22 protein-coding genes are annotated in these 22,086 nt (G+C 68.7%); 3 read left to right on the top strand and 19 right to left on the bottom strand.

Annotated elements, in window-relative coordinates; genetic code table 11:
• Nucleotides 1-37: 37 nt before the first annotated feature.
• From CFE50_RS16840 to CFE50_RS16825, 4 genes are read right to left on the bottom strand one after another with little or no spacing between them, the layout of a single operon-like run.
• A complete protein-coding gene (locus CFE50_RS16840) occupies nt 38-754 on the bottom strand; it encodes an ABC transporter ATP-binding protein (RefSeq protein WP_286735128.1) in 717 nt (238 codons plus the stop codon).
• Complete coding sequence (locus CFE50_RS16835) at nt 754-1,560, bottom strand: ABC transporter permease (RefSeq protein WP_241810041.1); 807 nt, start codon at nt 1,558-1,560, stop codon at nt 754-756. Before CFE50_RS16835 ends, CFE50_RS16840 begins: the two co-directional genes overlap by 1 nt.
• Before the next feature lie 8 nt (nt 1,561-1,568).
• On the bottom strand, nt 1,569-2,567 hold the full coding sequence (locus CFE50_RS16830) for an aliphatic sulfonate ABC transporter substrate-binding protein (RefSeq protein WP_241810028.1): 999 nt from the start codon (nt 2,565-2,567) through the stop codon (nt 1,569-1,571).
• A 28-nt stretch (nt 2,568-2,595) separates the two neighbouring features.
• Nucleotides 2,596-3,567, bottom strand: a complete 972-nt coding sequence (locus CFE50_RS16825) for an aliphatic sulfonate ABC transporter substrate-binding protein (RefSeq protein WP_286735124.1) — start codon at nt 3,565-3,567, stop codon at nt 2,596-2,598.
• A gap of 259 nt (nt 3,568-3,826) precedes the next feature.
• On the opposite strand from CFE50_RS16825, the gene CFE50_RS16820 reads away from it, so the two are divergent.
• Entirely contained in the window at nt 3,827-5,194 is a 1,368-nt protein-coding gene (locus CFE50_RS16820) for an LLM class flavin-dependent oxidoreductase (protein WP_286735121.1), read from the top strand.
• A 17-nt stretch (nt 5,195-5,211) separates the two neighbouring features.
• Nucleotides 5,212-5,997 carry a MetQ/NlpA family ABC transporter substrate-binding protein gene (locus CFE50_RS16815; protein ID WP_144957427.1) on the top strand — a complete coding sequence of 262 codons (786 nt, stop codon included), beginning with the start codon at nt 5,212-5,214 and terminating at the stop codon, nt 5,995-5,997.
• 42 nt (nt 5,998-6,039) lie between these two features.
• On the opposite strand, the gene CFE50_RS16810 is transcribed toward CFE50_RS16815, so the two are convergent.
• The 15 genes from CFE50_RS16810 to CFE50_RS16740 all read right to left on the bottom strand — a co-directional run bounded on the left by CFE50_RS16810 (nt 6,040) and on the right by CFE50_RS16740 (nt 20,745).
• Entirely contained in the window at nt 6,040-6,642 is a 603-nt protein-coding gene (locus tag CFE50_RS16810; protein ID WP_286735119.1) for a class I SAM-dependent methyltransferase, read from the bottom strand.
• Nucleotides 6,643-6,671: 29 nt separating this feature from the next.
• Nucleotides 6,672-7,418, bottom strand: coding sequence for an ABC transporter ATP-binding protein (locus CFE50_RS16805; RefSeq protein ID WP_286735118.1), 747 nt, complete (start codon nt 7,416-7,418; stop codon nt 6,672-6,674).
• 3 nt (nt 7,419-7,421) lie between these two features.
• Entirely contained in the window at nt 7,422-8,744 is a 1,323-nt protein-coding gene (locus tag CFE50_RS16800) for an ABC transporter substrate-binding protein (RefSeq protein ID WP_286735116.1), read from the bottom strand.
• A gap of 57 nt (nt 8,745-8,801) precedes the next feature.
• A complete protein-coding gene (locus CFE50_RS16795) occupies nt 8,802-9,848 on the bottom strand; it encodes a branched-chain amino acid ABC transporter permease (protein WP_286735115.1) in 1,047 nt (348 codons plus the stop codon).
• 10 nt (nt 9,849-9,858) lie between these two features.
• Entirely contained in the window at nt 9,859-10,740 is an 882-nt protein-coding gene (locus CFE50_RS16790; RefSeq protein WP_286735113.1) for a branched-chain amino acid ABC transporter permease, read from the bottom strand.
• 170 nt (nt 10,741-10,910) lie between these two features.
• Nucleotides 10,911-11,711, bottom strand: coding sequence for an ABC transporter ATP-binding protein (locus tag CFE50_RS16785; RefSeq protein WP_286735111.1), 801 nt, complete (start codon nt 11,709-11,711; stop codon nt 10,911-10,913).
• Between the two features lie 3 nt (nt 11,712-11,714).
• Entirely contained in the window at nt 11,715-12,806 is a 1,092-nt protein-coding gene (sfnG, locus tag CFE50_RS16780) for a dimethylsulfone monooxygenase SfnG (protein ID WP_286735109.1), read from the bottom strand.
• Between the two features lie 226 nt (nt 12,807-13,032).
• On the bottom strand, nt 13,033-14,217 hold the full coding sequence (locus CFE50_RS16775) for an ABC transporter substrate-binding protein (protein WP_074584498.1): 1,185 nt from the start codon (nt 14,215-14,217) through the stop codon (nt 13,033-13,035).
• Nucleotides 14,214-15,203 (bottom strand): CobW family GTP-binding protein, encoded by a 990-nt coding sequence (locus CFE50_RS16770; RefSeq protein ID WP_241810170.1) that lies wholly within the window; start codon nt 15,201-15,203, stop codon nt 14,214-14,216. Before CFE50_RS16770 ends, CFE50_RS16775 begins: the two co-directional genes overlap by 4 nt.
• Nucleotides 15,200-15,499 carry a hypothetical protein gene (locus tag CFE50_RS16765; RefSeq protein WP_145154744.1) on the bottom strand — a complete coding sequence of 100 codons (300 nt, stop codon included), beginning with the start codon at nt 15,497-15,499 and terminating at the stop codon, nt 15,200-15,202. The genes CFE50_RS16770 and CFE50_RS16765 overlap by 4 nt, the downstream gene beginning before the upstream one ends.
• A gap of 9 nt (nt 15,500-15,508) precedes the next feature.
• The gene (locus tag CFE50_RS16760; protein WP_286735107.1) at nt 15,509-16,258 is read right to left on the bottom strand and encodes an SDR family NAD(P)-dependent oxidoreductase; all 750 of its coding nucleotides are present in this window, start codon (nt 16,256-16,258) and stop codon (nt 15,509-15,511) included.
• 10 nt (nt 16,259-16,268) lie between these two features.
• Nucleotides 16,269-17,039 (bottom strand): SDR family NAD(P)-dependent oxidoreductase, encoded by a 771-nt coding sequence (locus tag CFE50_RS16755; RefSeq protein WP_286735105.1) that lies wholly within the window; start codon nt 17,037-17,039, stop codon nt 16,269-16,271.
• 11 nt (nt 17,040-17,050) lie between these two features.
• Nucleotides 17,051-18,409: an MFS transporter gene (locus CFE50_RS16750; protein WP_241810167.1), complete on the bottom strand. Its 1,359-nt coding sequence runs from the start codon at nt 18,407-18,409 to the stop codon at nt 17,051-17,053.
• 25 nt (nt 18,410-18,434) lie between these two features.
• On the bottom strand, nt 18,435-19,316 hold the full coding sequence (locus CFE50_RS16745; RefSeq protein ID WP_286735103.1) for a polysaccharide deacetylase family protein: 882 nt from the start codon (nt 19,314-19,316) through the stop codon (nt 18,435-18,437).
• Nucleotides 19,317-19,389: 73 nt separating this feature from the next.
• Entirely contained in the window at nt 19,390-20,745 is a 1,356-nt protein-coding gene (locus CFE50_RS16740) for an amidase (RefSeq protein ID WP_286735102.1), read from the bottom strand.
• A 286-nt stretch (nt 20,746-21,031) separates the two neighbouring features.
• On the opposite strand from CFE50_RS16740, the gene CFE50_RS16735 reads away from it, so the two are divergent.
• Nucleotides 21,032-22,045, top strand: a complete 1,014-nt coding sequence (locus CFE50_RS16735) for a GntR family transcriptional regulator (RefSeq protein ID WP_286735100.1) — start codon at nt 21,032-21,034, stop codon at nt 22,043-22,045.
• Nucleotides 22,046-22,086: the final 41 nt, after the last annotated feature.

Here is a 22,086-nt window from a genome sequence, read left to right as displayed (position 1 = left end):
TGCGCACGCCTTCGTCGACCCTTCCGTGCTCGCGGCCTCACACCCTGAGCCGCTGCAATTCCTCATAGGCTTCGGCGGCCTGGGCCAGCAAGGCGGGACTGCGCCTTTCACGCGGATGGGGCGCGGCCACGGCGAAGCGGCGCTGCACGCGGGAGGGCGCGCCGCCCAGGACCAGGACGCGGTCGCCCAGGTAGAAGGCCTCGTCCAGGTCGTGGGTCACCAGCAGCACGCCGATGTGATACCGGGCCACCAGGCGCAGCACCAGGTCCTGCAATTGCCAGCGGGTGAAAGCATCCACCGCGCTGAAGGGCTCGTCGAGCAACAGCAGCCGTGGGCGACCATAGAGTCCGCGGGCGATGGCGACGCGCTGGGCCATGCCGCCGGAGAGTTGCTTGGGCAGCAAGGCGCCCTGCCCCTCCAGCCCGACGTCACTGAGCAACTGCGCCGTCCAGGCACGATCGAAGCGCGCGCCTTCGGCGAAACCGACATTGGCGGCCACGTCCAGCCAGGGCATCAGCCGCGGCTCCTGGAACACCACGCCGACGCCCTGGCTGGCCGCGGCCAGGGTCATGTGGCCACTGAAGGCGTCGTCCAGCCCGGCGGCGATACGCAGCAGGGTGCTCTTGCCGCAGCCACTGGCACCCAGCAGGCTGACCACCTCGCCGGCGGCCAGGGTCAGGTCGACGCCTTCCAGCACCCGACGCTCGCCGAAAACCTTGCCGATGCGTTCGAGGGACAGCAGGGATTCGCTCATCACTGGCCACCCTGGTAGGTATCGCGCCAGGCGAGCGCCCGGCGTTCCAGGCGCAGCAGCAATTCGTCACTGAGCTTGCCGAGCACCGCCAGCACCAGGATGGCGGCGATGACCACGTCCGGTCGCGAGGTCTCCCGACCGTCGCTGAGCAGGTAGCCGAGGCCGGCGGTGGCGGCGATCAGTTCGGCGGCCACCAGGAACATCCAGCTCATGCTCAGGGCTCCGCGCAGTCCGGTGAACAGACTGGGCAAGGCGGCCGGCAGCAGGATGCGGCGGATCAGCACCGGGCGCGACAGGCGATAGAGGCGGCCCACTTCCACCAGGCGGCGATCGACGTCGCGGATGCCGCTGACCAGCGCCAGATACAGTGGAAAGAAGGCTCCCAGGGCGATCAGCACGATCTTGGGCGTTTCATCGATACCCAGCCAGAGCAGCAGCAGGGGCACCCAGGCCAGGCTGGGAATGGCGCGCAGCGCCTGGAACAGCGGATCGAGATAGGCCTCGGCGCGGCGCGACAGCCCGACCCAGGCGCCGATCAGCAGCGCCAGACCCGCGCCCAGGGCGAAGCCACTGGCGACCCGCGCCAGACTGGCCGCCAGATGCCGCCACAACTCTCCTTCCCCCAGCAGCCACAGGGTCCGCAGCACCTCGCTGGGCGGAGGCATCTGGTAGGCCGGCAGCCAGCCCAGGCGCACCACCGCCTCCAGCACCGCCACCAACCCCAGGGGCAGCACGGCGCCGCGCCAGCGGCCACCCGCACCGCGGGCAGGTCGGGAGGCCTGGGCCAGCGGCGCAGCCTGGGTCAGTTCATCCCTCACGGCGCGGTCACCTTGGCCACGGCGGGTTCGGCCTTGATCACGGCCTGGGCCAGCGCCGGCTGGACCAGGGCATCGACCGCCGCGACGGCGTCCACGCCGGGGCGTACCAGGCCCTCTTCGGCCAGCAGCGGCGCGGCGCCCTTGAGCGCGGCGACGAATTGCGGACCCGGCAGCGGCTGGCTGAAATCGGTACGGGCGAGCTGGCGCTGGGCCACCGCCAGCGGCAGGCCGGACGCCTTGGCCAGCAACTCGGCGGTCTCCTGGGGATGGGCCAGGGTCCAGTGGCGAGCGTCCTCATAGGCGCCCAGCACCGCCTTGACCAGCTCCGGCTGGGCCTTGGCGAAGGCCTCGGTGGTGCTCAGCACGCCATAGCTGTTGAAGTCGAGATTGCGATAGAGCAGGCGCGAGCCCGCCTGCAATTCGCTGGCGGCCATGTGCGGATCGAGACCGGCCCAGGCGTCCACCTGGCCATGCTCCAAGGCGGCGCGACCGTCCGGGTGCTGGAGATGGACGATGTCCACGTCGCCCTTCTTCAAGCCCGCCTCGCGCAGGCTGCGCAGCAGGAACAGATAGGGATCGGTGCCCTTGGTCGCGGCGATCTTCTTGCCCTTGAGATCGGCCAGGGACTTGAGCGGCGAATCCTTGGGCACCACCAGCGCGGTCCATTCCGGGCGACTGGCGAGATAGAGGGTTTCGATCGGGGCGCCATTGGCGCGGCTGAGCAGCGCTGCGAGCCCCGCGGTGGAGGCGAAATCGGTGCTGCCGCTGTTGAGGTATTCCAGCGAGCGATTGCTGCCCTGGCTGAACACCCAGCGCACGGCGATGCCCTGCTCGCCGAGGCGCTTTTCCAGCAGGCCCTGCTCCTTGAGCACCAGGCTGGTGGGGGCGTAGTAGGCGTAGTCCAGGCGGACTTCCTTGGGCGGTGCGGCCTGCGCCAGCAGCGCGCTGCCGAGCAGGGCCAGGCCGGCGGCCCAGCGTAGCGTGGTCTTGTGCATCTCGAGTTCCTTGTCGACTAGCGGGAGGTCAGGGGGCGCTGGGGGTCCAGAGGTCCACGGCGCTGGCGTCCACGGCAGTGGGTAGCAGCTTGGCCGCATGGAAGGCATCGGCGATGCGCTGCTGCTCGCCGAGGGCGGCGCGGCTGACCGGCTGGACGTCGTAGGTGCGGCGGCTGTTGGCCAGCTCGACGGTGGCCTGGTCCAGGCGACCCCACTGCGGACCGAGGATGCGTGCCGCCTCGGCGGGGTGCTGCTTCACCCACTGGCCGGTGCGCTGCAATTCGGCGAAGACCAGGGCCAGTACCTCGGGATGGGCCTGGGCATAGGGCGTGGCGGCCAGGTAGTAGCGCTGGTAGCTGGCCAGACCCTCGCCCGAGGCGAGGACGCGAACGTGCTGCTGGCGCTGGGCGCTGGCGACGAAGGGCTCCCAGGTCACCCAGGCATCCACCCTGCCGTTCTCCAGGGCGGCGCGACCGTCCGCCGGGGTGAGATAGGCCGGCTGGATGTCGGCGAAGGTCAGCCCTGCTTTTTGCAGGGCGGCGATCAGCAGGTAGTGGCTACCGGCGGCCTTGGTCACGGCGATGCGCTTGCCCTTGAGATCGGCGAGGCTCTGCAGCGGCGAGCCCTCCGGGACCAGGATGGCCTGGGCCTGGGGCGATGGCGTTTCCCGGGCGAAATAGGTGAGCTTGGCACCCGCCGCCTGGGCGAACACCGGCACGGTGTCGGCGACGTCGGCGGAGAGATCCACATTGCCCACGTTGAGGGATTCCAGCAGCGGCAGACCGCTGGAGAACTCATGCCAGCTGACGGTGATGCCCTGGGCTGCCAGATCCCGCTCCAGGGTGCCCTGCTCCTTGAGCAGCACCAGCAGGGTGGAGGATTTCTGGTAGCCGATACGCAGGCTGGTATCGGCCTGGGCGGCGCAGACGAGGCCCAGCAGACCCAGGGCAAGCAGCCCCCGGCGGAGACCTGCGCGAAACGAACAGCGGATAGCGGCCATGAATGCCTCAGCGAGCGGCGAAGGAATGGCCGCCACGATAAGGAATAAGCAAAGGTCAGATTAATACCGATTTGGAATTTGGTTAGAGGCGAGCGTCCTGCCGCGACCGCCCTAACGTTATTCCGAAAGGCTATTTAAAGCCCGGCATATCTTGAAGCTAACGTATAACCACCGGACCACCGGATCTCTCCTTTCGCCTTGAACCCGAGGATCCCATGGCTGTGCTCCGGACTCTTCTCCCCATGGGGGCGCCCGCCCCATGACCGCTCCCGCCAAGCAGGTGCTGCTCAACGCCTTCAACATGAACACCGTGGGCCATATCAACCATGGCCTCTGGACCCATCCGCGTGACACCTCCAGCCGCTATCACACCCTCGGCTACTGGACCGAGCTGGCCCAGCTGCTGGAACGCGGGCTGTTCGATGGGCTGTTCATCGCCGACATCCTGGGCGTCTACGACGTCTACGGCGGCAATGTCGACCTGACCCTGCGCGAATCCATCCAGTTGCCGGTCAACGACCCCTTCCTGCTGGTCTCGGCCATGGCCGCCAGCACCCGGCACCTGGGTTTCGGCCTCACCGCCAACCTCACCTACGAGCCGCCCTATCCCTTCGCCCGCCGCCTTTCCACCCTGGATCACCTGAGCGAAGGCCGCGTTGGCTGGAACATCGTCACCGGCTACCTGGACAGCGCCGCCCGCGCCATGGGCCTGGACCGGCAGATCGCCCACGATCGCCGCTACGACCAGGCCGACGAATACCTGGAAGTCCTCTACAAGCTGCTCGAAGGCAGCTGGGCCGACGATGCGGTGGTCCGGGATCGCATCCAGCGGATCTATGCCCGTCCCGAGCGGGTGCGCAAGATCGCGCACCATGGCGAATTCTTCGATGTCGAGGGCTATCACCTCTGCGAGCCCTCGCGGCAACGCACCCCGGTGCTGTTCCAGGCCGGTTCCTCGGATCGCGGCCTGGCCTTTGCCGGGCGCCATGCCGAGTGCGTGTTCATCTCCGGGCAGGACCAGGCCGCCACCCGCACCCAGGTCGAGCGGGTCCGCGGCGCGGCAGTGGCCGCCGGCCGGCGCGCGGATGACGTCAAACTGTTCATGGGCCTCACGGTGATCGTCGCCCCCACTGCCGCCGAAGCCCGCGACAAGCACGCCGAATATCTGCATTACGCCAGTCCCGAAGCCGGGGTCGCCCACAACTCCGCTTCGGTGGGCATAGATCTCGCCGCCTATGGTCTCGACGAACCCATCCGTCCGCAACGGACCGAGGCCATCGAGTCGGCGCTCAAGCGCCTGGTGGCCAAGGACGCCGGCTGGACCCGCCGCAAGCTGCTGGAGCAGCACGCCCTCGGTGGCCGCTACACCGCCCTGGTCGGCGATCCCGGGCAGGTGGCCGATGCCCTGCTCGGCTGGATCGACGAAACCGGGCTGGACGGCTTCAACCTGGCGCGCACCGTCACCCCCGAGTGCTACGGCGACTTCATCGACCTGGTGATCCCGGAGTTGCAGAGCCGGGGTCGCTACAAGACCGCCTATGCCGAGGGCAGCTTCAGACACAAGCTGTTCGGCCGCGGCGACCACCTCGACGCCCGCCATTTCGGCAGCCGTTTCCGCCAGGACTGACCCTTCAAGGACGCCCCATGACCCGCCTCAAGCCCCTGCTCTTCGCCCTCGGCCTCTTCAGCACCGCAGCGCTGGCCGCGCCGCTCAAGATCGGCACCACCGCCGCCTTCGCCCCGCCGCTGGAAGTCGCGGTGCAGGAGGCCAAGGCCGCCGGGGTGGACGTGGAGATCGTCGAATTCAGCGACTGGATCGCCCCCAACACCAGCCTTGCCAACCACGACATCGACGCCAACTACTACCAGCACATCCCCTTCCTGGAAAACGCCAAGCGCACCGCCGGCTATGACCTGGTGGCGGTGGCGCCGGGGATCATCAACAACGTCGGGCTCTATTCGAAGAAGTACCGCACCCTGGCCGAGGTCCCCAAGGGCGCACGGGTGGCCATCGCCAACGATGCCATCAACGGCGGCCGTGGCCTGTTGCTGCTGGAGAAGGCCGGCTTCATCACCCTCAAGCCCGGCGTCGGCTACCATGCCACCCTGGCGGACATCACCGGCAATCCGCGCGACATCCAGATCGTCGAACTGGAGGCCGTGCAGCTGGCCCGCTCGCTGGACGACGTCGACGTGGCCCAGGGCTATCCGCACTACCTGCGCCTGGCCAAGACCATCGACCCCAACCAGGCCCTGCTCTTCGATGGCCTCGACCACCCCGAGTACGTCATCCAGTTCGTCGCCCGCCCGGACAACAAGGACGATCCGCGCCTGGCCAAGCTGATCGACCTCTACCAGCACTCGCCCAAGGTCCGCGCCGCCCTGGACCAGGCCCACGGCACCCTCTACCAGCCGGGCTGGAAGGAGTGATAGGCGCCCCGTTCTCCTAGCGACAACAGCACCTGGAGACCGTCAGAGCTTCTCCACGACGAAGGCACAGCGTCCACGATTGCGGGCGCCGTCGGGCAGGTCCATGAATTCGTCGATGAGGATGCGCACGCCTTGCCCCAGCAGCAGGGCGCGCAGCGCCTCGGGCGGATGGGAGTCGTAGAAGAACGGCTGGTCGAACATGGTATCGACGAAGGCATCCGCCGCCGAGCCGCCCGCCGTCAGCATCAGCCGTCCCCCTTGCGGAAGCCCGGCGATCACCCGCGCCAGGAGCGTCGCGTGCCAGCGGCGCTCCAGATGGAACAGCGCATCCCACAGCAGCGCGCCCTGGTAGGGTTCGGCGCAGGCGTAGGTTTCCAGCCGCGCCTCGATCCAGCGCTGCTTGGGAAATTCCCGCCGCGCATGGGCCAGCATGGCGGCCGCCTGGTCGACCCCGAGCACGCGATGCCCCTGGGCGAGGATGGCGGCGGCGACCGGGGTGCCGGTGCCGCAGCCCAGATCGAGCAGGGTCGCGCCGGGTTCGAGCTTTTCCAGGAGCACCGCTAGGTAGCGACGTTCGTCGTCCCTGAGGCTGACGCGGGCCTGGCGAAAACTGTCGGCGATGGCGTTGTAGGAGGTCTTGTTCATGGCGTGGGCTCCCTGGTCGTCCCGGAAGCTTAGCCCACCCCCAGGTAGGCCGCCTGCACCGCCTCGTGCGTCAGACCCGTGCCGGGCACGCCGGACTGCACCACCCGCCCGCTTTCCAGCACAAAGGCCTGGTGGGCGTAGTCGAGGGCGATGGCGCTGTTCTGCTCGGCCATCAGCACGCTCAGGCCCTCCTCGCGGTTGAGCCGGGCGACGCTGGCGAAGATCTCCTCCACCAGCAGCGGCGCCAGGCCCATGGAGGGTTCGTCCAGCAGCAGCAGGCGGGGCCGCGCCATGAGCGCGCGACCCAGGGCGATCATCTGCTGCTCGCCGCCCGAGGTCAGACCCGCCAGCTGCCGGCGCTTGCCGGCCAGGCGGGGAAACCAGGCATAGATGCGCTCCAGTTCCTCACGCTGCGCGGCGCGCCCGAGGCGGCGGACGAAACCGCCGCTAAGCAGATTTTCCTCCACGCTGAGTCGCCCGAAACAGTGGCGCCCTTCCAGCACCTGGACCAGTCCGGCACGGACCCGGGCATCGGCCGACTGGCCCGCGAGGTCCCGCCCCTCGTAGCGGATGGCGCCGCGGACCAGGGCGCCGCGAGCGGCGCCGAGCAGCCCCGAGAGGGCCTTGAGGGTGGTGCTCTTGCCGGCGCCATTGGCGCCCAGCAAGGCCACGATCTGGCCCTGGCCGACCTCCAGACTGACGCCATCGACGGCGAGGAGGGCGCCGTCGTAACGGACTTCGATGGCTTCGACCGCCAACAAGGGGGTGGTCGTCATGGGTCAGCTCTCCTTGCTGCAATCACGGGGGGTTATGCCCTTTTCCTTGGCGTACTGCCGGGCCGAGGCCTCGATGATCGGTCGCAGGAAGGCGCGATCGGCCTGCACCCAGTCGCTCACCAGTTGCCACTGCTCGCCATCCCACTGCTGGATGCGGATGGCGCCGCCGCCTTCGTGGTCGGCGCAGGAAAGCGTGAGCGGCTGTACCAGCCCCTTGGCGCCCAGGGCCTGCAGGCGGGCGTCGTCCAGCTTCAGGTGTTCGAAGCCCCAGCGCACCTGCTCGCCGCTGAGGGGCTTGTCGCCATACTTGGCCTGGGCCAGGCGCAAGGCCTCGACATTGAGGATGCCGTTGACCACCCCGAGGTTGTAGTAGACGGTGCCGAAACGTTTGGGATCGGCCAGGTCGCTCTGCCCCTTGGCCACCACGTCGCGTTCGATGCCCTGCAGCACCGGGAAGGCGGTCCCCGAGGGGTGGGTGGTGATGGCCAGGAAGCCCTTGGCCGCGGCGCCGGCCGGACGCACGTCTTCCTCGGAGTTGCTCCAGATGTTGCCGATGATGTGGTCGACCGGAAAGCCGACTTTCTGCGCGGTCTTGATCGCCACCGAGTTCATCACGCCCCAGCCGCGCAGGATCACCCAGTCCGGCTTGAGGCGGCGGATGTTGAGCCACTGGGATTGCTGCTCGTTGCCCGGATGGGGCACTTCCAGCAGGGTCAGCTCGAAGCCGTAGCGATCCGCCAGCTTCTGCAGCACTTCGTTGGTCTCCTTGCCGTAGGGCGAGCCGTGGTAGAGGGTGACGATCTTCTTGCCCTTGAGACTGGCCTCGCCACCGCCCTGCTGGCCTATCCAGTTGAGGATGGCCGAGACCTCCGAGTAGGGATTGAGCTGCAGCGGGAAGACATAGGGGAAGACGCTGCCATCGGTGGAGTCGGTGCGACCGTGGTTGATGGTGATCAGCGGCAGGCGGTCGGCGGTGGACCTCTCCAGGGTGGCATAGGCGATGCCCACCGACAGCGGGTTGGTGGCGGCCGCGGGTGCGCCGTCGCGGCCGTTCTTCAGTCGCTCGTAGCACTCCACGCCCTTCTCGACGATGTACTCGGTCTCGCACTCGCTCCACACCAGCTTGACGCCATTCACCCCGCCATTGGCGTTGACGTATTTCATGTAGTCGATGAAGCCACCGAAGAAGCCGGTGCCGCCGGCGGCATAGGGACCGACGCGATAGCTCTGCAGCGGGAAGTATTGCTCGCCGGCGGCCTGCGCCGGGCTGAGAGAGCTGAGGCCCAGGGCCAGGACGAGGCTGCCGAGCAGATGACGTTTGAGCATGGGGACTTTCCTTGTGGGGGGTGTTGGGCCGGCGATCCAGGCCGCCGGCGAAGGGGATCAGGCGCGGCGCAGGCGTTGCCAGCCGCGGGTGGCGAGGCGGGCCAGGCCCTCGGGTTCCTTGATCAGCACCAGGATGATCAGGGCGCCGAAGGCCATCTTCTGCAGGTTTTCCAGCTGGCCGGCGGCGATGAGGTCGGTGGGCAGCCAGCCGGCCAGGTTGGAGAGCAGCAACGGAAACAGCACCATGAAGGCGGCGCCATAGAGGCTGCCGGCCAGGCTGCCGAGTCCGCCGAGGATGACGATGAAGAGGATCTGGAAGGAGCGACTCAGGTCGAAGCCGTGGGGCTCCACGGTGCCCAGGTAGGTAAAGGCCCAGAGCGCTCCGGCGACGCCCAGGTAGAAGCCGCTCAGGGCGAAGGCCAGCAGCTTGGCCCGCACCACCGACAGGCCCATCACCGCGGCGGCGGTTTCCCGGTCGCGCACCGCCATCCAGGTACGGCCGAGTTCGCCGTGCACCAGTCGCGCGGCGAAGGCGAACAGCACCAGGACCACCAGCAGGGTGGCCAGGTAGCGACCCAGCGGCCCGCCGAAATCCTGGCCCAGCAGCACCAGCGGCGGCGCGCTGATCACCCCCGAGGCGCTGCCATGGGAAAACCAGTCGAAGCGGGTCAGGGCCCAGAGGATGAAGAACTGCGCCGCCAGGCTGGAGACGATCAGGTAGAAGCCGCGGATCCTCAGGCTGGGCAGGCCGAACAGCAGCGAGACCAGGGCCGCCAGCAGGCCGCCGGCGAACAGGCACAGCGGCAGGGGCCAGCCCAGGCGCACCTGCAGGTTGTAGGTGGCGAAGGCGCCGACCGCCATGAAGGCGGCCGAACCCAGCGACAGCTGCCCGGCATAGCCGGTGAGCAGGTTGAGTCCCAGCCCGGCCAGGGCCAGCACCAGGAAGGGAATCAGCAGGGCATTGAACAGGTAGTCGCCGCCGACCCAGGGCAACACGCCAAAGGCCAGGACCAGGAAGGCGGCCAACGCCAGGCGCACGGGTCGCACCCCGGGTGCACGGGAGGCCAGCGGACGCGCCGTCAGGGCGTCGAGGGAAGTGCTCATGGAAGATCCTCTAGACGCGCTCGACCACGGGTTCGCCGAACAGGCCAACCGGTCGAATCAGCAGGAATACCAGGGCGAAAGCGTAGGGAAACCAGTTCTCCAGGCCACCGCCGATGAGGGGGCCGAGATAGACCTCGGCGAGTTTTTCGCTGGCGCCGATCAGCAGGCCACCGACGATGGCCCCGGTGACCGAAGAGAAGCCACCGATGATCAGCACCGGCAGTGCCTTGAGCACGATCAGCGACAGCGAGAACTGCACCCCCAGCCGCGCGCCCCAGAGCAGGCCCGCCACCAGGCCGACGCAACCGGCCACCGCCCAGACCAACGCCCAGATGCGCGGCAGGCGGATACCCACCGCCTGGGCCGCCAGGGGATCATCGGCCACGGCGCGCAGCGAGATGCCCAGGCGGGTGCGCTCGAACAGCAGCGACAGTCCGATCACCAGCACCGCCGCCACCGCCGCGGCGAACAGGTCGAAGGACGACAGCAACAGCTCGCCCAGCTCCAGGGGACGATCCTCGATGCCCAGGTCCAGGCCGTGCACCTGGGCGCCCCACAGCGCCTGGGCGGCGCCCTCGATGAAATAGGCCAGGCCCAGGGTGGCCATGAACAGCACCAGCGGCGAGCGATTCACCAGCGGCCGCAGCACCGTGCGCTCGACTGCCACCGCCAGCAGCACCATGACGCCGGCGGTAGTCGCCAACGCCAGCCAGCCGGGCAGGCCGCGCTCGACCAGGCTGACGTAGGTCAGGGCGGCGAACAGCAGCATGGCGCCCTGGGCGAAGTTGAAGACGCCCGAAGCGCGGTAGATGAGCACGAAGCCCAGCGCCACCAGGGCATACATCACCCCGGCGAGCAGGCCGCCAAGCAAAACTTCCAAGAAAAACGCCATGGTTTTCTCCCTGAGGCGTTCAGTGTCCTTAGAAGCTGTTTACGATCTCGCGAGCTAGAGCCAAACAAGGCGGAAAGGCCTGAGGAAGCGGAGTTTACGAGTGGTAAATGAGCATTCCGAAGGTCTTTCCAACGCCGGTTGGCCGACGCGCAGCAGATCGTCAACAACTTCTAGTGACGGGTCCCGAGATAGGCGGCGATCACCGCCGGGTCGTTGCGCACCGCGGCGGGTGCGCCATCGGCGATGAGCCGGCCGTAGTCCAGTACCACTACGTGATCCGCCAGCTGCATCACCACCTGGATGTCGTGCTCGATCAGCACCACGGTCACTCCGCGCTCGCGGTTGATGGCCCGGATGTAGCCGCTCAGCTCGCGCTTCTCCGCGGCGTTCATCCCGGCCATGGGCTCGTCCAGCAGCAGCAGCCGCGGTTCGGCGGCCAACGCCCGGGCCAGCTCCACGCGCTTCTGCAAGCCATAGGGCAAGGTGCCCACCAGGGCGTCACGCCAGGGCTGCAGGTGCAGGAAGTCCAGCGCCCACTCGGCGATCTCTCGTTGCGCCCGCTCCTCCGCCGGCGCCCGGCCCAGTCCCAACGCCTGCTCCAGCCAGGAGGCGCGGCGATGACGTCCGCGTCCGGTGAGCACGTTGTCCAGCACGCTCATGCCCTTGAACAGCGCCAGGTTCTGGAAGGTACGGGCGACGCCGGCGTGAGCCGCGGCCTGGGGCCGACGCAGGGCGCGACTCGATCCGCCCAAGCGCACCGCTCCCCGCTGTGGCCGATAGAGGCCGTTGATCACGTTGAGCAGCGAACTCTTGCCGGCGCCATTCGGGCCGATGAGGGCGCAGATCTCGCCCTCACGCACCTGGAAGCCCACCTCGGCGAAGGCCGTGACCCCGCCGAAGGCCAGTGCCAGGTCGCTAACCTCCAGTAATACCGACGGTAGCGCGGTCGCCGTCGCCAGGCTCGCCCCCATGACCTAGGCCGCCGCCTGCGCCGCGGCCCGGGCTTCGAGTTCGCGCACCAGCGGCAGCACCCGCTGGCCGAAGTACTCCACCTCTTCCTGGAAGTGCAGGAAGCCCGCTAGCACCAGATCCACGCCCACCGCCTTGAGGGCGACGATGCGCTCGGCGATCTGCTCGGGGGTGCCGATCAGGTTGGTCTTGAAGCCGTCGTTGTACTGCACCAGATCCTCGAAGCTGGACTTGGCCCAGTTGCCCTCGCCTTCCGGACTGGCCGCGCCGGCATTGCGCGCCTCGTGGCCAAAGGCCTGGACCGCCTCCGGGTTGGCCTTGGCGATGATCTCGTCGAGCACCGCGCGGGCCTCGGCCTCGGTGTCCCGGGCGATGACGAAGGCGTTGACGCCGACCTTGATCGAGTGTCCGTTCGCCGCGGCCTTGGCGCGCAGGTCCTCGACCTGGGCGCGGATGCCTTCGGGGGTGTTGCCGTTGGTGAAGTACCAGTCGGAGACCCGCGCCGCCATGTCTCGCGCGGCCCGGGAGCTGCCACCCTGGAAGATCTCCGGATGCGGCTGCTGCAGCGGCTTGGGTTTCAGGGTGTAGTTGCGGAAGCGATAGAAGTCGCCGGCGAAGCTGAAGTTGTCCTGGGTCCAGATGCCCTTGAGGGCGCGGATGAATTCCTCGGAACGCCGATAGCGCTCGTCATGGTCGAGCCAGGGCTCGCCGATGCCGTGGAATTCGCCCTTAAACCAGCCGGACACCAGATTGATGGCGACCCGGCCGTTGGTGAGCTGGTCGATGGTCGCCAGCTGCTTAGCCGCCAGCGCCGGATTCCAGGGGCCGGGCAGGATGGCGGCGATTACCTTGAGACGCTCGGTGGCGGCCAGCAGCGCATGGCTGAAGGCCACCGATTCATGCTGGTATTCGGCGCCGTAGCCGGCGGTGAAACGGATCTGCGTCAGGGCGTAGTCGAAGCCGGCCTGCTCGGCGAGCTGGGCCAGCTTGCGGTTGTAGTCGATGCCCCAGTGGGTGCGTTGCTCGATGGTGCTGACCACCAGGCCGCCGCTGACGTTGGGGACCCAATAGGCGAATTTGACGGGGTTCTGCGACATGCAAAGGCTCTCCGGGTTGGGCTCGCCGCAAGGGCGAGCGAAACAGTGACCCTGAGCCTTCAATCAAGAACCGAACCAAGTCTGAAAAGCTTTTTAAATCAATGAGTTGCGAGATTCCGTAAGACGATTTCCGTTGTAGCGCCAAGGGCAGCTGTCCAGTCGCTGTCCCCGGGGCAACAGCGCGGCGAGGCGTCTGGCACGCCCTTTTCGCTCGGAAGCCGCCGGCTCAGGCTGCCGTGGTGCGCAGGAATTCGCTCCAGCGCCGCACCAGGTAGTTGTGTTCGTCCATCACCGAATTCCACACCCCGATATGGCTCATGCGCTGGGCATAGGAACCCCCTTCGCGCCGCTGGCCCACCTCGATCAGCGGCAGGCCGTCGCTGCCGGCGAGTTCTTCGCGGGCCGGCAGGCCGCCATACCAGAAGTCCCATTCGGCGGCGCTGAGGTGATCCCGCGCCCGCACCGGATTGGCGATATAGAACCCCTGACGCGCCATCACCGCGCCGGGCCAGCCGGCCAGCCACCAGTTGAGGTAGGCATAGGCGGCGTCGCGTACCCGGCCTTCCGCGCAGCGCGACAGCGACAGACCGCCGAACCAGGCGCGATAGCCTTCGCGCGGGACCGCCACCCGGTAGTCCACCCCTGCCCGGTGCAGGGCCATGAGCATGGGCGACCAGAGACTCTGGATGTCCACTCCGGCGGCCAGGGTCAGCTCGCCGGCGCTGCGGTCGTCGGACCAGAACGCTGCGAAGTGCCGATGGCGCTGGCGTTCCACCAGCAGCTCGGCCAGGCGGTCGATCTCTTCCAGGCGCAGATTGCCGATGTCGTCGAACCGGGCGAGGCCGGCGGCCTGGATCGCCAGGGCGGCGTCCAGGGCGCCAATGGCGGCGTCGCTCTGCAGGGCGCTGTGGCCGCACCAGCCCTCGTCGATCAGCCAGGCCCAGCTCTCCTGTTGACCCGCCAGGGCCGCAGGCAGGCTTTCCGGACGATAGGCGAAGCTGTCGGCGTTGTGGGTCAGCGGCAGCATGCTGATGCGCTCGCTGGGCTGGCCGCCGAGGCTGCCATCGTGCTGCACATAGAGGCGATCGCACGGCCGGCAGCCGGGCGCCAGGCGATCCGTGGCATGCAGCCGGCCGCGCTTTGGCAGGTCGTTGATCTCTTCCCAGAGCGCGATGCGGCGGATGTCGATGGGCTGGATCGCCCGCGCCGGCCAGACGAAGTCGACGTTGTGGAACCACTGGTCATAGAGGTCGTAGCTGCCCGGCTCCAGCACCGCGATGCGCTGGGCGGTCTGGACGTCGTGGATCTGGTAGACCAGGCGGATGCCCAGTTCCGCCTCCGCCCGCTGGCGGATGGGTTCGAGCAGGGTCACCGAGGTGCCCAGCACCCGCAGGGTCAGCGGCGTGCTCATGCGGCCCGCCCCAGGCCGCCCATGAAGGCGGCGAAGGAGCGCCTGAGCAGCGCGGTGTCCAGCTCGCGGACGATGAACACCAGGCGCGAGCGGCGTTCGCCCGCCGGCCAGGCCGGCAGGTGCACCGGCGGATGCAGGCTGTGCTGCACGCCGTGGATGACGATGGGTTGGCTGGCGTCGATCACGTCGAGGATGCCCTTGACTCGCAGGATGCGTTGCCCGTGGCATCTTAGCAGCATCGACAGCCACACCCCGAAGGCCATCCAGTCCAGCGGCCGGTCGAACTCCAGGCAGCAGACCTCGGCGCTGCCATGGCGGCCTTCGGCGACCGCGGCGAACAGGCGCCAGCGGCCGACCTCGGCCGCCGGATCGGCGGCGCGCAGGCCCTCGCCCAGCAGCAGGTCATCGCCGCTGGCCACCGCCGCCGCCAGGGCCCGGGTGGCGGTGGGATTGAGCTGGGCCAGATGCCGGTCCAGCCGCTCCAGCACGGTAGGCGCGACCCGGTCGGCCTTGCTCAGCAACAACCGGTCGGCCGCGGTGACCTGGTTGAGCCACTCCGGGTGCAGCCCTTCCTGCAAGGCGGCGTGCTCGGCGTCCACCACCGTCACCAGCAAGCCCAGGTGGAAGCGTCCGCGCAACTGGGGATCGAGAGTGAGGGTGGCCAGGATCGGCCCCGGGTCGGCCAGGCCGGTGGTCTCCAGCAACACCCGGCGAAAGGCCGGGATCTCGCCGCGACTGCGCCGCCCGTGCAGGGTCAGCAGCGCCGCCTTGAGATCGCCGCGCACCGAGCAGCAGACGCAGCCGCTGGGCAGCAGCACGGTGTCCGGGGCCACCTCTTCCACCAGCAGGTGATCTATGCCGACCTCGCCGAATTCGTTGATCAGCAGCGCCGTCTCGCCCAGGGCCTCCTGGGCCAGCAAGCGGCGCAGCAGGGTGGTCTTGCCGCTGCCGAGAAAGCCGGTGATGACATTGACGGCAAGACTCACGATGCTCCCTCCAGCGGCGCCAGCACCCGCGGATCCAGGGGATCGAGCGGCCGCCCCAGCACCGCTTCGGCCTGACGCCAGAGGTCGTCCAACCCTTCGGCCAGGGCCTGGCGCCCGGTCGGGCCCTGGATCAGGTAGGAGGCGCCCTGGACGTCGCTCACCGTCAGCCGGAACGGCGCCACCACCCGATTGATGGCGGCGACCCGGCGCAGGCGCTCGCGCCGCCGGGGCAGGTCGTCGCCCAGCGGATCGCTCCAGTGGAGATCCGGCCCGAGCAGGCCGCACAGTCCGCACATGGCTACCTCCTAGGGCATGACGTCGCCGGAATTGGGGCCCAGGGTCTGGCCGACGAAGAGGTTGCCCCCCGGATCGCTGGCCAGCAGCAGCGCCACCGGCGCCACCTCCTCCGCCCGGCCGAAGCGGCCCAGCGGCAATTCGCGGGCCTTGGCCGCCTTCCAGTCGGCGCTGATGCCCTCCACCAGCGGGGTCTCGATGGGTCCGGGGGCGATGGCGTTGACCAGCACATTGTCGCGCCCCACCTCCAGCGCCAGCGACTTGGTGAAGCCGATCACCCCGGCCTTGGCCGCGGCATAGTGGCAGAGCTCGGCGCCACCCTTGATGCCGAGCTGGGAGGCGACGTTGATGATGCGTCCCCAGCGCTGCGCCTGCATGAACGGCAGGGCGCGCTGGCTGGCGAGAAAGACACTGGTGAGGTCGACACGCAGCATGTCGTTCCACTGCGCCAGGGTCAGCTCGACGCAAGGGGCCTGGGTCAGCATCCCGGCGTTGTTGACCAGGATGTCGATGCCGCCATGGGCCGCCACGCAGGCGTCCACTCCGGCCCAGGCGCCCTCCGGCTCGCCGACGTCGGCGACGGTCTCGGTTACCACGGCCCCCAGGGCGCGGCATTCCGCGGCCACCTGCGCCAGGCGCTCGCTGTCGCGGTCGGCCAGCACCAGGCGCGCCCCCGCGGCGGCATAGCTGCGGGCGATGGCGGCGCCGATGCCGCTGGCCGCGCCGGTCACCAGGGCGCGGCGGTCTGTCAGCTCGAACATGTTCTGCTCCTCAATCGGGCCAGCGGACGGTGAGACCGCCATCGACGATCAGACTCTGGCCGGTGATGTAGCTGGCCTCGGGACTGGTCAGGAAGCGCACCAGCGCCGCCACCTCCTCGGGTTTGCCGACCCGCCCCAGGGGAATGCTGCGAGCGGCCTTGGCCAGGCCCTCCGGCCCCAGGGAGTTCTTGGCGTCCAGCGACTGAGGCGTCTCGATCAACCCGGGGATCACCGCGTTGCAGCGGATGCCCCGCGGCGCCAGTTCGACGGCCAGCGAGCGGCACAGCCCGGGCACCCCGGCCTTGGCCGCGGCGTAGTGGGCATGGTCCTGCCAGCCGTAGACGCCACCGGCGATGGAGGAGATGGCCACCAGGGCCCCGCCCTCCCCCAGGTGCCGCGCGGCGGCGCGAAAGGTGCGCATGACGCCGGTGAGGTCGACGTCGAGCATCTCCTGCCAGCGCGCGTCGCTCATTTCCAGCAGCGGCGCGGCGCGCAGGAGACCGGCGTTGGCCACGGCATAGTCGAGACGGCCGAAGTGCGCCAGGGCGGCATCGGCCAGGGTATCCACCGAGGTGCTGTCGCGGACGTCCAGGGGTTCGAGCAGGCAGTCACCCCCCGCAGCAATCACCTTCTGGCGAGTCTCTTCCGGGTCATGGGGATCGCCGGGGTAGTAGCCGCCGACCACCCGCACGCCCCGCTGGGCATAGGCCACGGCCAGGGCCTGGCCGATGCCGCTGGCGGCACCGGTGATCAGGGCGACGGGAGAGGTATGAGCTGTCATGGGGGCTCCTGTCATTTGAGGCTGGTGGGTTCGACGTGGCGCGCGGCCCACATCACCAGGCCGGAGAGAAAGCACGGCAGCGCCCCGAACCAGAGCGCGGCGCTGTGCCACTGGCCACCGCTGCCGAGCACGCTGGTGATGCCGAGGCCGGCGAGGATGGCGCCGAGCGGTCCCATGGCGTGGACGATGGCGCCGCCGGTGGCGCGGATGCTGGTGGGAAAGCTTTCGCCCATGAAGAACAACATGGCCGAATAGGGTCCGGTGAGAAAGAACAGCCCCAGGCTGTAGAGCGCTACCACCGGTACCAGCTGGCTGGGCGCCTGCAGCATGGCGAAGAAGGCCAAGCCGCCACACATCCAGCCGAGGGCCACGGTGTTGCGCCGACCGATGCGATCGCCCAGCCAGCCATGGAACAGGTAGCCGATGAAGCCGACGGCGTTGGACAGCACCAGGATCCACAGCGAATTCTCGAAGCTGAGCTTGTGCACGCTGACGATCACCGAGGTCCCCAGCACGCTGAACACCTGGATCGCCGACCAGTTGAGCAGGATGGCCAGGCTCAGCACCAGGGTCGGTCGCAGGGCCTGGCCCTTGAAGGCCATGGCCACGCCGGCCTTGGCGTGCTCTTCGTAGTCCACGCCGTATTCCCGGGCCAGGCTGCGGGCGTCCTGCTCTTGGCCTTCGCGGCGCAGGCGCTGGATCCGGGCATGCACCTGGAATTGCGGACTCTCCTTGAGCTTGCGCGCCAGCACGGCGATGACGAAGGCCGGCACGGCGGCGAACACGAAGCAGCCTTGCCAACCGATGTGCGGCAGCAGCAGGGCGGTGAGGCCGGCGGCGATCAGCGCGCCGATCGGCCAGCCACTCTGCACCAGGCTGTAGATGAAGCCCCGGCGGCGGATCAGCCGCGGATCGTCGGAGGCGGCATAGACCTCGGTCAGGTAGGTGGCGTTGACCCCCTCCTCGGCATAGCCCAGGCCGGCCACCGAACGTACCAGCACCAGCGGCACCTTGCCCATGCCGGCGCACAGCGCGGTCAGCGCCGAGCACAGGGCCGTGCCGCCGATGGTGACGATGATGCCGCCGCGGCGACCGATCCGGTCCACCAGCGGGCCGATGGCGAAGGCGATGATGGCCCCGCCCAGGGCCACCCAGGTGGCGAGTTCGGCCTGCTCGGCTTCGCTCCAGTTGAAGTGCCCACCCATCACCGGCAGCAGGGTGCCGAACAGGATGAAGTCGTAGACGGCGAACACCCAGGCGAAGAAGGCGATCCAGGTGGCGTAGCGGACATCAGCGGAAGACAGCGGCTGCGGTTTCCAGGCAGCCGTGGGGGTTTCCGGGTGGAGCGAGCTGGCGGCAGGGGCGGTCATGGTCCTGTACCTGTGGGCTGGGCGCTTAGCGCTGGCGCGGCTGGCGCCGCAGGAAGTCGTCGGCGATCTCGTCCATGGTGGCGAAGCGCACCCCGGCGTGACCCTGGATATGCTCGATCAGGCGCTCGAGCATCAGCAGCACCTGCGGCCGCCCCGAGACATCGGGGTGGATGGTGATGGGGAAGACGGCGTAGTCCAGCTCGCGATAGACCCAGTCGAACTGGTCGCGCCACATCTCTTCCAGATGGCGCGGATTGACGAAGCCGTGGCTGTTGGGCGCCTTCTTGATGAACATCATCGGCGGCAGGTCGTCGAGGTACCAGTTGGCCGGGATCTCCACCAGATTGGTCTCCTGGCCGCGCACCAGCGGCTTCATCCAGCTCTCGGGCTGCTGGCTGTAGTCGATCTTGGTCCAGCTGTCGCCGACCCGCACGTAGTAGGGAGAGAAGTCGTTGTGCATCAGGCTGTGGTCGTACTTGATGCCCTTCTTCAGCAGCAGCTCGTTGGTCACCCGGCTGAATTCCCACCAGGGTGCGACATAGCCGGTGGGCCGCTTGCCGGCCAGGGCGGTGATCAGCTCGATGGACCGGTCCAGCACCGCCTCCTCCTGCTCGGGGGTCATGGCGATGGGGTTCTCGTGGCTGTAGCCATGGATGCCGATCTCGTGGCCTGCCGCGGCCACCGCCTGCATCTGCTCGGGAAAGGTCTCCACCGAATGGCCCGGAATGAACCAGGTGGTCTTGAGGCCATAGCGCTCGAACAGCTTGAGCAGCCGCGGCGACCCCACCTCGCCGGCGAACAGGCCGCGGGAGATGTCATCGGGCGAATCCTCGCCGCCGTAGGAACCGAGCCAGCCCGCCACCGCGTCGACGTCGACGCCGATGGAAACGAAGATTTCTTTGGCCATCGTTGCACTCTCCAGTACCCGGAAGAAAGCCAGGTCGGTGGCGGAGCCGGGCCCCCGCCACCGCCGCTTGAATTCAGGCGCTGAGCAGGGCTTCCACGGCCGTGGCGGCATCGAGCAGGCGCTCGTCCGCGGCGGCGGGGGCCACCAGCAACAGCCCGGTGGGCAGGCCCTGGGCATCGCGACCGCTGGGTAGCGAGACACCCGGCGCGCCGAGCAGGCTGCCGGCCATGGTCAGGCGCAGCAGCTCCAGATTGGTGGCGGCGAAAAGATCAGCGTCGGCGTCCAGAGGTGCCAGCGGCGGCGCCACCCGGCCGACCGTCGGCACCAGCAGCAGCGCCTCGGCGAATTCGGCGGCAAAGGCTGCCCGCAATCGGTCGCGGCGTTCATGCAGGACCGCCAGGTGACCGTCGGGCAAGGCCCGCGCTCGCTCCAGGCGCTGCCGCACCCGCGGATCCAGGCGTTCGGCCGCGGGACCGTCGAGCACCTTGCGGTGCAGGGCGAAGGCTTCCAGGGCCCCTGGCCAACCTTCTGCGGCGAGAACGTCCAGGGCCTCGGCAAAGACCGTGCGGGCGCGGCGCTCCACGTTCACTCCGCCGCGGGCCAGCCGCTCGGCAGCGGCCAGCAGATTGGCCCGCACCGCCGGCTCCACCCGGGCGTCGTCCAGCACGCTGAGGTCCAGCACCACCCGCAGTTCCGTTGGCGCCGGCAACGGGCGGGCAGCCGCGCCCGCCAGCAGGCGATCCAGGCACTGAACATCGCGCAGGCTGCGCGCCAGCGGACCCGGTACGTCATAGGACGCGGCCAGTGGAAAGATCCCGGTCGCCGGATAGCGCCCCAGGCTGGGCCGATAGCCCACCAGTCCATTGAGGGCGGCCGGCAGGCGCACCGAACCGGCGGTGTCGGTACCCAGCGCCAGGGGCACGATGTCGGCGGCGACGGCCACCGCCGAACCCGAGGAAGAGCCCCCCGGTATGCGCACCTCGCCCTGCGCCCGGGGATTGGCGGGCGTGCCGAAATGGGGATTCGACCCGACGCCGGAATAGGCGAATTCGCTGAGATTGACCTTGCCCAGACTGACCAGGCCGGCCTGGCTCAGGCGCTGCACCAGCACGGCATCGGTGGCGGCCGGTGGCGCCAGGCGGCGCAGTTCGGCGCCGCAGGTGGTGACCTCGCCCTGCAGGTCGAAGAGGTCCTTCCAGGCCAGCGGCACCCCATCCAGCGGCGACCGCGGCTGCCCGGCCTGCCAGCGCTCGCGCGCCGCCAGGGCTTCGGCGCGTCCGCGCTCGGCGGTCAGGGTGATGAACACGGCCGAGGACGCCTGGGCGCGCGCCAGTGCCGCCTCGAAGACCGCGACCGGATCGAGGGTACCGGCGGCATAGGCCTCGCCGAGACCGACGGCATCCAGGGAAAGGGCATGGGCGGCCTCCATCGGCGCTCCTTAAACGTACATTTTATAATTTGGTACGTTTAACAGAGCAGGCTTTGTGCCAGCTTGAAAAAACAGAACGCCGCAGACTCGGAAAGCTGACGGCTAGCGGTCGCCTGGGCCTTTTCCCGGTATCACCCTATAAAATGTACTTAAATTAAATAGATCCATTTTTGTGCAGAACCGTAACGCCTGCCCCGTTACCGTGCGTGCACCTGGCCCAGCCGGTAACGCGCGAAAGGCCACGGGCCTGTGCCACAATTCTCATCTCGTTTCCGGAAGGTCCCCGATGTCGGCAGCAGTCCCCGCCCCCCTCGATGACAGTCGTACCGCCGCGCGCTACGCGATGATTCGCAGTGCGCTGCGCGAAGCCATCCTGGCCGGTCGCGCGGCGCCAGGGCTGGTGCTGGTCGAGGCGCCGCTGGCGCAACTGTTCGGCACCAGCCGGGTGCCGGTGCGCCAGGCGCTGACGCTGTTGCAGGAGGAAGGCCTGATCCGCCGCTTCGAGGGGCGCGGCTATCTGATCGATCCGGCCGGCACCGCGGGCGAGCCGCAGCGCCAGCCACTGACCCGCCAATTGCTCGGGCTGGACAGCAGCGAGGAACTGATCGATACGCGCTCCCTGGGCGAGCGCGTCAGCGACGAGATCGCCGCCTGTGTCAGCCACGCCCTGCTCTTTGGCCATTTCCGGCTGGACGAGCAGCGGGCGGCCGACCACCTGGGCGTCAGTCGCGCCGTGGTGCGCGAAGCCCTGATGCGCCTGCGCGACCGCGGCCTGGTGGAAAAGGAACCCTATGGCCAGTGGCTGGCCGGTCCGCTCACCGCCCAGGCCATCCGCGACGACTACGAGATCCGCGCCCTGCTGGAACCCGAGGCGCTGTTGCAGACCGCGCCGAGCCTGGCGCGCAGCGAGTTGCTGGCGATGCTGGAACGGCTGGAGCAACTGGCCGCCCACCCTGCCCCCACCTCCTGGGCGGCGGTGGAGCGCATCGAGGCGGATCTGCATGGGCGGTGCCTCGCCGGCCTGCGCAATCGCAAGCTGGCCCAGCTGATCGCCCACAGCCAGAGTCCGCTGAACGTCTCGCGCATCTTCCACCAGTCGCTCGGCACGCCGCTGGACGAGGCGGTGCTGGTGGAGCACCGCCTGGTGCTGGAATCCCTGCTGGTCGGCAGTCCGGACTCGGCGGCCAGCCAGTTGCGCAATCACCTCCTGCGCGGCCGCGATCGCACCCTGCAGCGGCTCAAGGTGCTCTCGGTATTGCCCGACCCGGAATTGCCGGCCTACCTGGAGCGCCTCAGCTAGTGTGGTGTTTCAGACGTTATCTGCACAATTTTGGCGGCGCT

Source organism: Pseudomonas sp. PGPPP4 (assembly GCF_002256045.1).
In the GTDB taxonomy this organism is placed as follows: domain Bacteria; phylum Pseudomonadota; class Gammaproteobacteria; order Pseudomonadales; family Pseudomonadaceae; genus Chryseomonas; species Chryseomonas oryzihabitans.
This window is presented reverse-complemented; position numbering and strand designations above follow the sequence as displayed.

What these genes read in the sequence shown, in the direction of transcription:
- CFE50_RS16765 (WP_145154744.1), bottom strand. Translation starts at nt 15,499, where the DNA reads ATGTGCGGACTGTGCGGCCTGCTCGGGCCGGATCTCCACTGGAGCGAT.
- CFE50_RS16755 (WP_286735105.1), bottom strand. Translation starts at nt 17,039, where the DNA reads ATGACAGCTCATACCTCTCCCGTCGCCCTGATCACCGGTGCCGCCAGC.
- CFE50_RS16820 (WP_286735121.1), top strand. Translation starts at nt 3,827, where the DNA reads ATGACCGCTCCCGCCAAGCAGGTGCTGCTCAACGCCTTCAACATGAAC.
- CFE50_RS16810 (WP_286735119.1), bottom strand. Translation starts at nt 6,642, where the DNA reads ATGAACAAGACCTCCTACAACGCCATCGCCGACAGTTTTCGCCAGGCC.
- CFE50_RS16795 (WP_286735115.1), bottom strand. Translation starts at nt 9,848, where the DNA reads ATGAGCACTTCCCTCGACGCCCTGACGGCGCGTCCGCTGGCCTCCCGT.
- CFE50_RS16745 (WP_286735103.1), bottom strand. Translation starts at nt 19,316, where the DNA reads ATGGCCAAAGAAATCTTCGTTTCCATCGGCGTCGACGTCGACGCGGTG.
- CFE50_RS16825 (WP_286735124.1), bottom strand. Translation starts at nt 3,567, where the DNA reads ATGGCCGCTATCCGCTGTTCGTTTCGCGCAGGTCTCCGCCGGGGGCTG.
- CFE50_RS16775 (WP_074584498.1), bottom strand. Translation starts at nt 14,217, where the DNA reads ATGAGCACGCCGCTGACCCTGCGGGTGCTGGGCACCTCGGTGACCCTG.
- sfnG (WP_286735109.1), bottom strand. Translation starts at nt 12,806, where the DNA reads ATGTCGCAGAACCCCGTCAAATTCGCCTATTGGGTCCCCAACGTCAGC.
- CFE50_RS16760 (WP_286735107.1), bottom strand. Translation starts at nt 16,258, where the DNA reads ATGTTCGAGCTGACAGACCGCCGCGCCCTGGTGACCGGCGCGGCCAGC.
- CFE50_RS16815 (WP_144957427.1), top strand. Translation starts at nt 5,212, where the DNA reads ATGACCCGCCTCAAGCCCCTGCTCTTCGCCCTCGGCCTCTTCAGCACC.
- CFE50_RS16840 (WP_286735128.1), bottom strand. Translation starts at nt 754, where the DNA reads ATGAGCGAATCCCTGCTGTCCCTCGAACGCATCGGCAAGGTTTTCGGC.
- CFE50_RS16785 (WP_286735111.1), bottom strand. Translation starts at nt 11,711, where the DNA reads ATGGGGGCGAGCCTGGCGACGGCGACCGCGCTACCGTCGGTATTACTG.
- CFE50_RS16830 (WP_241810028.1), bottom strand. Translation starts at nt 2,567, where the DNA reads ATGCACAAGACCACGCTACGCTGGGCCGCCGGCCTGGCCCTGCTCGGC.
- CFE50_RS16800 (WP_286735116.1), bottom strand. Translation starts at nt 8,744, where the DNA reads ATGCTCAAACGTCATCTGCTCGGCAGCCTCGTCCTGGCCCTGGGCCTC.
- CFE50_RS16790 (WP_286735113.1), bottom strand. Translation starts at nt 10,740, where the DNA reads ATGGCGTTTTTCTTGGAAGTTTTGCTTGGCGGCCTGCTCGCCGGGGTG.
- CFE50_RS16735 (WP_286735100.1), top strand. Translation starts at nt 21,032, where the DNA reads ATGTCGGCAGCAGTCCCCGCCCCCCTCGATGACAGTCGTACCGCCGCG.
- CFE50_RS16740 (WP_286735102.1), bottom strand. Translation starts at nt 20,745, where the DNA reads ATGGAGGCCGCCCATGCCCTTTCCCTGGATGCCGTCGGTCTCGGCGAG.
- CFE50_RS16805 (WP_286735118.1), bottom strand. Translation starts at nt 7,418, where the DNA reads ATGACGACCACCCCCTTGTTGGCGGTCGAAGCCATCGAAGTCCGTTAC.
- CFE50_RS16750 (WP_241810167.1), bottom strand. Translation starts at nt 18,409, where the DNA reads ATGACCGCCCCTGCCGCCAGCTCGCTCCACCCGGAAACCCCCACGGCT.